This is a genomic window from Streptomyces sp. NPDC026673, assembly GCF_040638135.1.
GTDB lineage: Bacteria > Actinomycetota > Actinomycetes > Streptomycetales > Streptomycetaceae > Actinacidiphila.
This window is the reverse complement of sequence record NZ_JBEZXR010000031.1, coordinates 51,619-64,245: the sequence shown is the minus strand read 5'-3', so window position 1 is coordinate 64,245 and position 12,627 is coordinate 51,619. Positions and strand designations below refer to the sequence as shown.

Here is a 12,627-nt window from a genome sequence, read left to right as displayed (position 1 = left end):
AGACCTGCCACTCTAGGCAGCGGACAAACGGCCCGCGAAGTTCCCGTCACCGCCACGTATGAGCCGGGGGGTGGTTCGGGCTGTCGGTGGGGCGGTCCACAATGGACCGCGTCAGTCCCGTGTCCTTACCCGATGAGGTCCAGCCGAAGGAGCAGCGCCCTGATGGCCCGCCGCACCACGAAGACCCCGCCGCCGGACGATTTCGAGGAGCGCATCCTCGACATCGACGTCGTCGACGAGATGCAGGGGTCCTTCCTCGAGTACGCCTACTCGGTCATCTACTCGCGCGCGCTCCCCGACGCCCGCGACGGGCTCAAGCCGGTGCACCGCCGAATCGTGTACCAGATGAACGAGATGGGGCTGCGCCCCGAGCGGGGCTATGTGAAGTGCGCCCGCGTCGTCGGCGAGGTGATGGGCAAGCTCCACCCACACGGCGACGCCTCGATCTACGACGCGCTGGTGCGCATGGCCCAGCCGTTCTCGATGAGCGTGCCGCTGGTCGACGGCCACGGCAACTTCGGCTCGCTCGGCAACGACGACCCTCCGGCCGCGATGCGTTACACGGAGTCCCGCACGACCCCGGCCGCGATGCTGATGGTCGAGTCGATCGACGAGGACACCGTCGATTTCACGCCGAACTACGACGGCCAGGAGCAGGAGCCGGTGGCGCTCCCCGCCGCCTACCCGAATCTGCTGGTCAACGGCGCCTCCGGCATCGCGGTGGGCATGGCCACCAACATGCCGCCGCACAACCTGGGCGAGGTCATCGCCGCCGCCCGCCACCTGATCCGGTACCCGAACGCGGACCTCGAGACGCTGATGCGGTACGTCCCCGGCCCGGATCTGCCGACCGGCGGCCGGATCGTGGGCCTGGACGGCATCCGGGACGCGTACGAGACGGGCCGCGGTACGTTCAAGATCCGCGCCACGGTGTCCGTGGAGGACGTCACGCCCCGCCGCAAGGGCCTGGTGGTGACCGAGCTGCCGTTCACGGTTGGCCCGGAGAAGGTCATCTCCAAGATCAAGGACCTGGTCGGCTCCAAGAGGCTGCAGGGCATCGCCGACGTCAAGGACCTGACCGACCGCGAGCACGGGCTGCGGCTGGTCATCGAGGTGAAGAACGGCTTCCACCCCGAGGCCGTCCTGGAGCAGCTCTACAAGCTGACCCCCATGGAGGAGTCCTTCGGCATCAACAACGTGGCGCTGGTCGACGGCCAGCCGCTCACGCTGGGTCTGAAGGAGCTGCTGGAGGTCTACCTCGACCACCGCTTCGAGGTCGTCCGGCGGCGCAGCGAGTTCCGCCGCGGCAAGCGCCGGGACCGCCTCCACCTGGTCGAGGGCCTGCTGGTGGCGCTGGTCGACATCGACGAGGTCATCTCGATCATCCGCTCCAGCGACAACGCCGCCCAGGCCAAGGAGCGCCTCATCGAGCGCTTCTCGCTGTCGGAAATCCAGACCCAGTACATCCTCGACACCCCGCTGCGCCGGCTCACCCGCTTCGACCGGATTGAACTGGAGTCCGAGCGGGACAGGCTGACCTCGGAGATCGAGGAGCTGACCCGGATCCTGGAATCCGACGCCGAGCTGCGCAAGCTGGTCGGCGCGGAGCTGGCGGCGGTCGCCAAGAAGCACGCCACCGAGCGCCGCACGATGCTGCTCGAGCCGGGTGCGACGCCGATCGCGGCCGTGCCGCTGGAGGTCGCCGACGACCCGTGCCGCGTGCTGCTCTCCTCGACCGGGCTGCTGGCCCGTACGGCGAACGGCGAGGCCCTGACGCCGGGCGACGGCAAGCGGGTCAAGCACGATGTGATCGTCTCGGCCATCCCGACGACGGCGCGGGCCGACATCGGCGTGGTCACCTCGACCGGGCGCCTGCTGCGGCTCGCGGTGATCGACCTGCCGATCCTTCCGGTGCCCACCGGCGCGCCGAACCTGGCGGGCGGTGCGCCGATCGCGGAGTTCCTTTCCCTGGAGCCGGACGAGCAGGTGCTCTGCCTGACGACGCTGGACGAGTCCTCCCCGGGCCTCGCGCTCGGCACCGAGCAGGGCGTCGTCAAGCGCGTCGTGCCCGACTACCCGGCGAACAAGGACGACCTGGAGGTCATCGCGCTCAGGGAGGGCGACCGGATCGTCGGCGCGGTCGAGCTGCGCACCGGCGAGGAGGACCTGGTCTTCATCACCGACGACGCCCAGCTGCTGCGGTATCAGGCGGCCCAGGTGCGTCCGCAGGGCCGCCCGGCGGGCGGCATGGCCGGCATCAAGCTGACCGACGGCGCCAAGGTGATCTCCTTCACCGCCGTCGATCCGTCGGCCGACGCCGTGGTCTTCACCCTCGCCGGCGCCCGCGAGACGCTCGCCGGGGCCGAGGAGGGCACGGCCAAGCTCACGCCGTTCGACCAGTTCCCGCGCAAGGGCAGGGCGACCGGCGGCGTGCGCTGCCAGCGCTTCCTCAAGGGCGAGGACACGCTGCTCCTCGCCTGGGCCGGCGGCACCCCCGCCCGTGCCGCCACCTCCGCGGGTACGCCCGCCGACCTTCCGCCGAAGGACCCGCGCCGGGACGGCTCGGGTGTGGCGCTCACCAAGCGGGTGGCGGTGGTCGCCGGTCCGGTGTGACCGGCCCGTACACGACGGCGAGGGGCGCGGCACCCGGTGCGGGTGCCGCGCCCCTGCGCGTACGCGGTGTCAGGACGCGTACGTCTCGGGTTCGCCGGTGCGGGCCGGGGCGTCGTCCAGGCGCAGCCACACCGAGGTGTCCCGGGGCAGCCGGCCGTCCTCGCCCAGCGGACCGCTGGCCAGCAGGAGCCGCTGGTGCGGAGGGAGCGCGACCGGGTCCGCGGACAGGTTGAGCACACAGGCGAAGCCGCCCTCGCGGCGGAAGGCCAGCACGTCGCCGGGGCCGTCGAGCCAGACCATCGGGCCCTCGCCGAGGCCGGGTTCGGCGCGGCGGAGCGCCAGGGCCGTCCGGTAGAGGCTCAGCATCGAGGAGGGGTCCGCCTCCTGGGCCTGCGCGGTGTGGGCCGCCCAGTCGGCCGGCTGCGGCAGCCAGGGGCGTTCGCCGCCGAAGCCGTACGGCGGCGCGTCCCCCGACCAGGGCATCGGCACCCGGCAGCCGTCACGTCCCGGGTCGGTGCCGCCGGAGCGGAAGTACATCGGGTCCTGCAGCAGCTCGGCCGGGATGTCCTCGACCTCGGGCAGTCCCAGCTCCTCGCCCTGGTAGAGGTAGACCGAACCGGGCAGCGCGAGGGTCAGCAGGGCGGCGGCACGGGCACGCCGCATGCCGAGTTCCAGGTCCGTGGGGATGCCGTGGGCCTTGGTCTTGAAGTCGAAGCCCGTGTCGGCGCGGCCGTAGCGGGTGACCGTACGCGTCACGTCGTGGTTGGCCAGCACCCAGGTCGCCGGGGCACCGACCGGCGCGTGCGCCGCGAGGGTCGAGTCGATGGAGGCGCGCAGCCGCTCCGGCTCCCAGGGGCAGGCAAGGAAGTCGAAGTTGAAGGCGGTGTGCAGCTCGTCGGGGCGCAGGTAGCGGGCGAAGCGCTCGGCGTCCGGCAGCCACACCTCGCCGATCAGCACGCCGTCGTAGGGGTCGGCGACGGCCCGCCACGAGCGGTAGATGTCGTGCAGCTCGTCGCGGTCGATGTAGGGGTGCGGGTCGCTGCCCTCCACGAAGTCGGGCAGGTCCGGGTCCTTGGCGACCATCGCGGCCGAGTCGATGCGCACCCCTGCCACGCCGCGGTCGAACCAGAAGCGCAGCACGTCCTCGTGCTCCTGCCGGACGGCGGGGTGGGACCAGTCGAGGTCGGGCTGCTCCGGGGCGAACAGGTGCAGGTACCAGTCACCGTCCGGCAGCCGGGTCCAGGCGGAGCCGCCGAACTGGGAGCGCCAGCCGTTGGGCGGCAGCTCCCCGTTCTCGCCGCGACCCGTGCGGAAGTGGAACAGCTTGCGCTCGGCGCTGCCGGGCCCGGCCTCGAGGGCCGCCTGGAACCAGACGTGCCGGTCGGAGATGTGGTTGGGGACGATGTCGACGATGGTGCGGATGCCCAGGGCGCGCGCCTCGGCGATCAGCTTCTCGGCGTCGGCCAGGGTCCCGAAGGCCGGGTCGATGGCCCGGTAGTCGGCGACGTCGTAGCCGCCGTCGGCCATGGGCGAGGGGTACCAGGGGCTGAACCAGAGCGCGTCCACGCCCAGCGCGGCCAGGTACGGCAGTCTGGACCGCACCCCGGCGAGGTCGCCGGTGCCGTCCGCGTCTCCGTCGGCGAAGCTGCGTGCGTACACCTGGTAGATGGCGGCGCCGCGCCACCACGCGTCGGTGGCCTCGGCCGGGTGGGTGTCTGCCACGTGACTGGTCCTTTCGGGCAGCTGGGACCGCGCCGCCCGCCCCGTGGCGGGCGGCGAGGTGCTGGAGGGGTGCGGCCGGGAGGCCGTCGGGGCCGGGTCTCAGCCCTTGAGGCCGCCGGCGGTGAGGCCGCTCATGATGTTGCGCTGGAAGACGAGGAAGATCAGCAGGGTGGGAACGGAGGCCATCGCGATGGCCGCGAGGAGCCAGTTCTCCGGCACCCCGCTGGCGAGCGAGTAGATGCCGACGTTGAGGGTCTGCTTGGTCGGGTCGTTCAGGGTGAGCATCGGCCAGAGGAAGTCCTTCCAGACCCCGACGATCGCGAAGATGGAGACCACTCCGAGGATCGGCCGGGAGATCGGCAGGACCACCGACCACAGGGTCCGCACCTGCGAGGCCCCGTCGATCGCGGAGGCGTCGAGCAGCTCCTGCGGCACCGAGTCGAAGAAGCGCTTGAGCAGGAAGATGTTGAAGGCGTTGGTGACGGAGGGGAGCCAGATCACCCAGGGCGAGTTGAGCAGGTTGCGCTGGAAGATCGGCACGTCCAGGACGGTCAGGTACTGCGGTACGACCAGGACCGTCGCCGGGATCATCAGCGTGGCCAGCATCATTCCGAGGATCGCCTTGCCGAGCACCGGACGCAGCTTGGACAGCGAGTAGGCGGCGGCGACATCGAGGACCAGTTGGAAGGCGAGCGCCCCGAAGGCGTACCAGAGGGTGTTGAGCAGGAGGTGGGACAGGTCCATCACCTCCCAGGCGCTGGTGTAGTTCTCCGGGTGCAGGGCCTGCGGGACGGTGGTGGGCGGGATCCGCGCGAACTCCTCGGTGCTCTTCAGGCCGTTGGAGGCCATCCAGTACAGCGGGCCGAGGAAGACCAGCGTGAAGGTGGTGACCACCAGGGTGAGGACGGTCCGGTAGAGGATCCGGCCGCGCCGGCTCGCCAGCTGCGTCGGCGATATCAGCGTTCTCGTGCTGCTCATCGGTGTGTCCCGTCCTACTCGTCCGCGGCGCGGCTGAGCCGCACGTAGCCGGCGGAGAAGACCGCCAGCAGTACGAGCAGCACCAGGCCGAGCGCCGCGGCACCGCCGTAGTTGTTGAAGTTGAAGGCGTATTGGTAGATCAGGTAGACGACGGTGGTCGTGGAGCCCTCCGGGCCGGTGCCGCCGGTCAGCAGGAAGGGTTCGGTGAAGACCTGCATCGTGGCGATGATCTGCAGCAGCAGCATCAGCGACAGGATCAGCCGGGTCTGCGGAACCGTCACATGCCAGATCTTGCGCAGCAGTCCGGCGCCGTCGAGTTCGGCGGCCTCGTACAACTCGCCGGGGATGCCCTGGAGGGCGGCCAGGTAGATCAGGGTGGCGCCGCCCATGTTCATCCAGGTGGAGGCGATGACCACCGAGAACATGGCGGTGTCGGTGGACTGCAGCCACTGCTGGGTGGGCAGGTGCAGCGTCGCCAGGATGCGGTTGAACAGGCCGTACTCGGGGTTGTAGAGGTTCTTGAAGATCAGCACCGAGGCGACCGGCGGCAGCATGACCGGCAGGTACACCAGCAGCCGCAGATAGCCCCGCGCGTGCCGCAGTTCGTTGAGCAGCAGGGCGATGAGGAACGGCACCACGAAGCCGAGCAGCAGGGCCAGGCCGGTGAAGAGCAGGGTGTTGCGCCAGGCCTGCCAGAACGCGGGGTCGTGGAAGACGTAGTTCAGGTTGGCCCAGCCGACCCAGGTGGTCTGCCCGCCCTCGGTCTTCTGGAAGGCCAGCAGGAACTCGCGCACCATCGGGTACCACGAGAAGAACGCGAAGCAGAGCACGGCGCCGATCAGGAACGCGTGCGCGGTGAGGTTGCGGCGCACGGACTGGCCGGCCCGCCCCGGACGTCGGACGTCCGGGGCGGGGCGGCGTACCGTACGGCGCGACCGGCTCTTCGCGGGAGTGCTGCTGGGCAGGGTGGGGGCGGACATCGTCGCTCCTGGGTGCCGGGTGCCGAGGGGGCCGGGGCTACTGGTTGGCGAGGACCTGGTTGACCTGGGTCTCCGCGGTGGACAGCAGCTTGGCGGCGTCCGCGTTCTTGTTGGTCAGGACGCCGGACATCACGTTGTCCAGGACCTTGTAGATCTCCTGGGCCTTCGGCGGCTCGGCCTTGCCGGGGATCGGGTTGTCCATGAAGGCGCGGAAGTTCTCGACCGGCATGGTGGCGCTGGCGGCCTTCAGCTGGTCGTCCTTGGTCTTGCTCGCGCCGGTGAAGAAGGCCGGCTGGGGCAGGCCGACGGGGAGGCCGTCCGTCTTGCTGCGGGCGTAGTCGAACTGGCCCTTGCCGGGGGTGAGGGTCTTGAAGTTCAGCCAGGCTATGGCGGCCTTGATCTTGTCGGGCGAGCTGCCCTTCTTGATCATGTAGTCGTTGCCGCCGAAGAGGGTGGCCTTGCCGCCGGGGATCGGGCCCATGCCGAAGTTGGCGTAGTCGGCGCCGAGTTGCTGCACCATGTACGTGATGTCGTCGGGCGCGGCGAGGAACATGCCGAGCTTGTCGGCGGCCATCTGCTTCTGCAGGTCGCCCCACTTCAGCAGCTGGGTCTGGCCCATGCTGTTGTCGGTCCAGCGCATGTCGTGCAGGTTCTGGACGATCTGCTTGCCGAGGTCGGTGTTGAAGGCCGCCTTGGTGCCGTCGGTGGACACGATCTCGCCGCCGAGGCCGTACATCGTCGCGGTGTAGTGCCAGCCGCCGGTGTTCTGGGCGCTGTACTCGCCGTAACCCGACACGCCCTTGCCCACTCCCGCGATGGCCTTGGCCGCGGTGCGCACCTCTTCCCAGGTGGTCGGGGGCTTGTTGGGGTCGAGGCCGGCCTGGGTGAAGAGCTTGCGGTTGATGAGCAGGCCCATGCGGTAGTTGCTGGTGGGCAGCCCGTAGAGCTTGCCGTCCTTCCTCAGGACGTCGAGCACGTTGGTGTCGATGTCCTTCAGGGCCGGGACGGTCTTGTCGGTGACGTACGCGGTGATGTCCTCGGCGCCGTCGTTGTCGAGCACCTGCTGCAGGTCGGTGAAGTACGTGTAGAACACGTCCGGCTGGGACTTGGCCTTCAGCGCGGCCGTGAAGCGGGCCGGCTCCTCGCACTGCCCCGGCGTCGACTTACCGTCGATCGTCACGTTCGGGTACTTCTTGTTGAAGGCGGCGACGTCCTCCTTCCACTCCTTGAGCTCCGCCTTCTTCGCGGCCGGCGGCATGCAGTCGATGGTGAGCGTGACCTTGGCCTTCGGGTCCAGCGGGGCGGTGGGGTCGGACGAACCGCCGCCCGCGTTGTTGTCGTTGTCCGCGCTGCTGCTGGTACCGCAGGCGGTGAGGGCGGCCAGGGCCAGCGCGGAGACGAGCGCGGCCGCGGAGGCACGGCGGGCGGAGCGGAACCAGGAGCTTCTCATCGGTGGTCCCCTTCGGGCATGAGCGTGGAAGGCCCCCGACCACACGCAGCGGGGGCGTCGCACACTCAAGCACCACAAACAGGTGTCCGCAATATCTCGCGCAGATTTCGCAAAAGATTGACGACCTTGCGCAGCTCAGCTGCGAAGCGCCACGACGTCATGAACGGGGCGGGAGACGGACCGCCGCAAACGCGGACCGGGCCGTTCCGACGGTGTCGGAACGGCCCGGTCCGCGGCGCGCGCGGGGGCTCAGCCGCGCACGGGCCCCGTCGTCCCGCGGACGACCAGCTCCGGCTCGTACAGCAGCTCGTCGGAGGCGACCTGCTTGCCCGCGATCTTCAGCGCGAGCAGTTCGACGGCCGTGCGGCCCATCGCCTCGATCGGCTGCCGCACGGTGGTCAGCGGCGGGTCGGTGCAGGTCATGAACGCCGAGTCGTCGTAGCCGACCACGGATACGTCGCCGGGCACGGAGAGCCCGAGGCGACGGGCCGCCCGCACCGCGCCGAGCGCCATCGGGTCGTTGGCGCAGATGATCCCGGTGACCCCGCGCTCCCAGAGTTTGGCGGCCGCCGCCTGGCCGCCCTCCAGGGTGAACATCGCCCGCCCCACATGCTCGTCCGGCAGCGCCGTGCCGCCCGCGGCGGCCACGGCCCGCGCCGCGGCCAGCTTGCGCCGCGACGGCATGTGGTCGGTCGGCCCGAGCAACAGGCCGATCCGCTCGTGGCCGAGCGAGGCCAGGTGCCGCCAGGCCTGCTCCACGGCGACCGCGTCGTCGCACGACACCCTCGGGAAGCCGAGGTCCTCGATGGCGGCGTTGATCAGCACGACCGGGAGGTTCCGCTCGGCCAGCAGGCGGTAGTGGTCGTGCGGCGCGTCCGCCTGCGCGTAGAGGCCGCCGGCGAAGACCACGCCGGAGACGTGCTGCTGCAGCAGGAGCGAGACGTAGTCCGCCTCCGACACCCCGCCGGCCGTCTGCGTGCACAGCACCGGCGTCAGGCCCTGCTGGGCGAGGGCGGCGCCGACGATGTCGGCGAAGGCCGGGAAGATCGGGTTCTGCAGCTCCGGCAGCACCAGCCCGACCAGCCGCGCGCGATTCCCCCGCAACTGCGTCGGCCGCTCGTACCCCAGCACGTCCAGCGCCGTGAGCACCGCCTGGCGGGTGCCCTCGGACACCCCCGGCTTCCCGTTCAGCACACGGCTGACGGTGGCCTCACTGACCCCGACCTTCTTCGCTACTTCGGCAAGCCGTCGCGTCATGCGCGCAAGCATACGACATGACATGCAAGTGGTTTGCGCTCTTGCGCAAGGCCGCTGGGACGCCGGTCACCCGGCCGTTCCGCCGGGACGGGTGGGGCAGAAGTGACGTCCAGCCTCCAACCTGCGCCAATACAGCGGCCACCTGTCCTGAATAGCACGCTTCACGGCCGTTCCCTGCGGGTAACACTCATTGGACGGCGGGTGCCGGACCCGTGCGTCCCTGCGTGCTTCTCACCTCTCCGAGGCAGTCGACCAGAGCCGCTCGCACTTGCCCGGAGCTTCGTTTCTTCGGGCTGCGGCCGCTCCGTCGGGCGGTCATGCGCGGATCGGGGGGTCACATGGCACGTTCCAGAGAGGTGGGCGGAATCGCCGCCCTGCTGGTCGTCGGGGTCACCGCCGTCCTGGTGCTCACGGCCGCCGTCGCCGTGGCCCTGGGCAAACTCATGGTGGCCCTCGCATCGCCCTCGGGCACGGCCCCCGACTCCGCCGCGTCGACCTTCATGGCCGCGAACGCCGCGTTCTCGGGGCTGGCCTTGGCGGCGGTACTGGTGACCTTCGCGGTACAGCAGCGGAAAGCCCGGCACAGTCGGCGGGAGCTGTCCCTACAGCGGCGCGAACTCACGCGGACGCACGCCCAGTTGTACCGCAGCGCGGAGGCGGACCTACGTACCCTGCACGTCGAGTTGCTCAAGCTGGCCATCGACAACCCGGAACTCATGGTCGTCTGGGCGGGATTCGACGAAGTGTCCGCCGAGCAGGGCCGCGAGATGCTGTACGCGAACCTGATCTTCTCCCACTACCTCCTGGCATACCGGCTGGGTACGTATCCGCTGCCCGAGATACGCGGACAGTTGCGGGTGCTCGTCCAGAGCCGCAGATTCCGCGAGTATTGGGCGTTCACTGCGGCACATCGCGCCGTCCTGGACCCGGCCGGCGAAGAACGTCTCTTCGGCGCGATCGTCGACGGGGCGATCCAGGAGTTCGAGGGCCGCGGAGGCGTCTGACGCATTCGCGTGCTGCCACGCCAACGCCCCATGCGTCACTCCAACGAGACGGACGCTTTCCCGCTGGGGCTACGTGATGACACTCTCTCGCCCCGTGACCGACCTTCGGACAGCGGCCCTCGACGTGAACCCCGCCCTCGCCGGCATTGCGGCCTGCGTCCTGATCACATTGATCACCGCCGTAACAGCCGTGGTGATCGTCTGGCGTGACCCCCAAGCCCGATGTCCTCCGCGCCCTCGCCGAGGTGATTCACGCACTCCGAGGCCGACGCCGCCCCTGAGCGCACACGCCCTCCCAGTTCCCACCCGCCACTCCAACAGCCCCGGATTTCCCACCACCACGGGCTGCCTGATGACAGTCTCTGATCCCATGGATATCCTGCGACGCATCGGTGCGTCCCCACGTGAACGCGGCAGCATGAACGGGACGACATGTCCGGACATTTTCGAACTGGCGAACGGTGATTTCGCCGTCATTGGCACCGATGCGACAGCAACGCTCGACGGGCGACTCCCCGCCGACGCCGGCCGAGCAGATTACGAACGCATCGTGGTGATCAGTAGAGAGACCCTGGTCCGGGCGAAGGCCGACATCCCGGACGCCTGAGAGCTCCCCTACGCCGTACAGGAGGGGCGGGAGCGCCGGGGGTGGTGCGGAAGGTTAGGCTTACCTTCATGAGCACCTGCACCTCCGCGTCCAGCTCGCTGGCGGAGCCCCTCGCCGCCACCGCGGCCACCGCGCGGACCTGGCTGCTGCTCGAGCAGCCGGGCCCGTGGGGACCCAAGGCGCTGACCGGGAGCCATCTGGATCCCCGGGTGGGTAGGGCGCTGGAGCGGGCCGCCGCCGGGACCGGGGTGCGGGTCGGGCTGATCCGGCGGCCCGGGCGGCACGCGGACCGGCACGACGTGCGGCGGCGTACCGCCTACGTGGCGCACACCGCGCCGGGCGGCTCATGGGTGCGGGACGCGGTCGTGGAGGACCCGGCCGCGCTGCTGGGCCTGGACTTCGACGCGCTGGGCCGCGGGGACCACCGCGGCTTCGGGATGCCGTACGAGGGCGGCCCGCTCGCCCTCGTGTGCACCAACGGCAAGCGCGACCGCTGCTGCGCCCTCAACGGCCGGCCGCTCGCCGCGGAACTCGCCGCCTCGGGGCTCGGCGAGGTGTGGGAGGTGACCCACCTCGGTGGGCACCGCTTCTCCCCGACGATGCTCGTGCTGCCGTACGGCTACGCGTACGCCCGGGTCGACGCCCGGCTGGCCCGGCAGGTGCTGGCGGCCGCCCGGGAGGGCGACATGGTGCTGGAGGGCTGCCGCGGCCGGTCCGCGTGGGAGCGCCCGGGGCAGGCCGCCGAACTGGCCGTCCGGCGGCTGACCGGTGAGCTGCGGGCCGAGGCGCTGACCGTGGACGGTGCCGGCGGGACCCGCGTACGGCACGTCGACGGGCGGGCCTGGGACGTCGAGGTGACACCGGTCGCGGCGGAGCCGCCCCGGCCCGAAAGCTGCGGGGCGGCCCTGGGAGCGCCGCTGCGGATGGAGATCAGCGGCATTCAGCCGGCGCTCTTGACGAACTCCGTGGTGTAGGTCTTCGCGAGGTCCACCTTCGCGTTCTGCAGGTTGGGGTTGAACGCCTTGAGGACCCGCTCGACGGTCTCGGGGCCGCCCTCGGGCATCACGCCGTCCTTGGTGAACATCGGCAGAGTGCTCTCGATCGCCTTGACGTAGAGCTCCTGCCCGCCGCCCTGCGCGTAGTCGGCCGGCATCTTCGCCGCGATCTCCGCCGCGCTGTGTGTGGACATCCAGTTCAGCGTCTTGACGAAGGCGTTGGCGAGCTTCTGCACCGTCTCCTTGTGGGTGTTCACCCACTCCGTCTGCATGTAGAGGCTGGAGGACGGATAGAGCCCGCCGAGCGCCTTCCGCGAGCCCTCGGGGGTGCGCATGTCGATGAGCACCTTGCCCAGGCCCTTGTCCAGGATCGTGGCGACGGTGGGGTCGGTGGTCATGCCGCCCTGGATCGAGCCCTGCTCCATCGCGGAGATGAAGGTCTGGCCGGCACCGACAGCGACGGGGGTGAACTCGCTGGTCTTCACGCCGTTGCTGACGGCCAGGTACTTGGTGAGGAAGTCCGTCGACGAGCCGATGCCGGTCACGCCCAGCTTCTTGCCCTTGAAGTCCCCGGCGGCGGTGAGATCGCCTGCCGCCGCGTTGGAGACGATCTCCACCTCGCCGGGTGCCTGCGAGAACTGCACCACCGACTCGACCTGCTTGCCCTTCACCTGCAGGTCCAGCGTGTGGTCGTAGAAGCCGACGGTGCCCTGCACGTCGCCGGAGACGAGCGCGGTCTCGGCCTGCACACCGGCGGGTTCGGTGAGCAGTTGGACGTCCAGGCCCTCGGCCTTGAAGTAGCCGAGCCGCTCGGTGAGCATCGCGGGCAGGTAGATGACCTTGTCGAGGCCGCCGACCATGATCTTGACCTTGTCGCCCTTGCCTCCGGAGGCGGAGGCGGAGTCTCCGCCGCAGGCGGTCAGCGTGGTGAGGGCGACGGCGGAGGCGGCGACGGCGGCCGCGACCTTGAGGGGTGCGCGCATCTGGTTCACGTCCTTGTGAAGGGGGTTTGCGGGAGGTG

10 protein-coding genes are annotated in these 12,627 nt (G+C 70.2%); 4 read left to right on the top strand and 6 right to left on the bottom strand.

Annotated elements, in window-relative coordinates; translation table 11 throughout:
* Positions 1-162: 162 nt before the first annotated feature.
* Complete coding sequence (locus AB0F62_RS21670; RefSeq protein ID WP_361801351.1) at positions 163-2,613, top strand: DNA topoisomerase IV subunit A; 2,451 nt, start codon at positions 163-165, stop codon at positions 2,611-2,613.
* A gap of 69 nt (positions 2,614-2,682) precedes the next feature.
* Here AB0F62_RS21670 and AB0F62_RS21665 read toward each other — a convergent pair whose 3' ends face one another.
* From AB0F62_RS21665 to AB0F62_RS21645, 5 genes are all read right to left on the bottom strand, one after another.
* The gene (locus AB0F62_RS21665) at positions 2,683-4,335 is read right to left on the bottom strand and encodes a glycoside hydrolase family 13 protein (RefSeq protein WP_361801269.1); all 1,653 of its coding nucleotides are present in this window, start codon (positions 4,333-4,335) and stop codon (positions 2,683-2,685) included.
* 99 nt (positions 4,336-4,434) lie between these two features.
* Positions 4,435-5,313 carry a carbohydrate ABC transporter permease gene (locus AB0F62_RS21660; protein WP_361801266.1) on the bottom strand — a complete coding sequence of 293 codons (879 nt, stop codon included), beginning with the start codon at positions 5,311-5,313 and terminating at the stop codon, positions 4,435-4,437.
* A gap of 14 nt (positions 5,314-5,327) precedes the next feature.
* On the bottom strand, positions 5,328-6,293 hold the full coding sequence (locus AB0F62_RS21655) for a sugar ABC transporter permease (protein ID WP_361801263.1): 966 nt from the start codon (positions 6,291-6,293) through the stop codon (positions 5,328-5,330).
* A 37-nt stretch (positions 6,294-6,330) separates the two neighbouring features.
* Complete coding sequence (locus AB0F62_RS21650) at positions 6,331-7,743, bottom strand: extracellular solute-binding protein (protein ID WP_361801260.1); 1,413 nt, start codon at positions 7,741-7,743, stop codon at positions 6,331-6,333.
* A gap of 249 nt (positions 7,744-7,992) precedes the next feature.
* Complete coding sequence (locus AB0F62_RS21645) at positions 7,993-9,000, bottom strand: LacI family DNA-binding transcriptional regulator (protein ID WP_361801257.1); 1,008 nt, start codon at positions 8,998-9,000, stop codon at positions 7,993-7,995.
* A gap of 338 nt (positions 9,001-9,338) precedes the next feature.
* On the opposite strand from AB0F62_RS21645, the gene AB0F62_RS21640 reads away from it, so the two are divergent.
* The 3 genes from AB0F62_RS21640 to AB0F62_RS21630 all read left to right on the top strand — a co-directional run bounded on the left by AB0F62_RS21640 (position 9,339) and on the right by AB0F62_RS21630 (position 11,585).
* Complete coding sequence (locus AB0F62_RS21640; RefSeq protein WP_361801254.1) at positions 9,339-10,004, top strand: DUF6082 family protein; 666 nt, start codon at positions 9,339-9,341, stop codon at positions 10,002-10,004.
* Positions 10,005-10,374: 370 nt separating this feature from the next.
* Positions 10,375-10,611: a hypothetical protein gene (locus tag AB0F62_RS21635; RefSeq protein ID WP_361801251.1), complete on the top strand. Its 237-nt coding sequence runs from the start codon at positions 10,375-10,377 to the stop codon at positions 10,609-10,611.
* A gap of 68 nt (positions 10,612-10,679) precedes the next feature.
* Entirely contained in the window at positions 10,680-11,585 is a 906-nt protein-coding gene (locus tag AB0F62_RS21630; protein WP_361801248.1) for a sucrase ferredoxin, read from the top strand.
* Here AB0F62_RS21630 and AB0F62_RS21625 read toward each other — a convergent pair.
* Positions 11,552-12,589: an ABC transporter substrate-binding protein gene (locus tag AB0F62_RS21625; RefSeq protein ID WP_361801245.1), complete on the bottom strand. Its 1,038-nt coding sequence runs from the start codon at positions 12,587-12,589 to the stop codon at positions 11,552-11,554. The two genes, AB0F62_RS21630 and AB0F62_RS21625, sit on opposite strands and share 34 nt — an antisense overlap.
* Between the last annotated feature and the right edge of the window lie 38 nt (positions 12,590-12,627).

What these genes read in the sequence shown, in the direction of transcription:
- AB0F62_RS21655 (WP_361801263.1), bottom strand. Translation starts at nt 6,293, where the DNA reads ATGTCCGCCCCCACCCTGCCCAGCAGCACTCCCGCGAAGAGCCGGTCG.
- AB0F62_RS21660 (WP_361801266.1), bottom strand. Translation starts at nt 5,313, where the DNA reads ATGAGCAGCACGAGAACGCTGATATCGCCGACGCAGCTGGCGAGCCGG.
- AB0F62_RS21640 (WP_361801254.1), top strand. Translation starts at nt 9,339, where the DNA reads ATGGCACGTTCCAGAGAGGTGGGCGGAATCGCCGCCCTGCTGGTCGTC.
- AB0F62_RS21635 (WP_361801251.1), top strand. Translation starts at nt 10,375, where the DNA reads ATGGATATCCTGCGACGCATCGGTGCGTCCCCACGTGAACGCGGCAGC.
- AB0F62_RS21625 (WP_361801245.1), bottom strand. Translation starts at nt 12,589, where the DNA reads ATGCGCGCACCCCTCAAGGTCGCGGCCGCCGTCGCCGCCTCCGCCGTC.
- AB0F62_RS21645 (WP_361801257.1), bottom strand. Translation starts at nt 9,000, where the DNA reads ATGACGCGACGGCTTGCCGAAGTAGCGAAGAAGGTCGGGGTCAGTGAG.
- AB0F62_RS21650 (WP_361801260.1), bottom strand. Translation starts at nt 7,743, where the DNA reads ATGAGAAGCTCCTGGTTCCGCTCCGCCCGCCGTGCCTCCGCGGCCGCG.
- AB0F62_RS21630 (WP_361801248.1), top strand. Translation starts at nt 10,680, where the DNA reads ATGAGCACCTGCACCTCCGCGTCCAGCTCGCTGGCGGAGCCCCTCGCC.
- AB0F62_RS21670 (WP_361801351.1), top strand. Translation starts at nt 163, where the DNA reads ATGGCCCGCCGCACCACGAAGACCCCGCCGCCGGACGATTTCGAGGAG.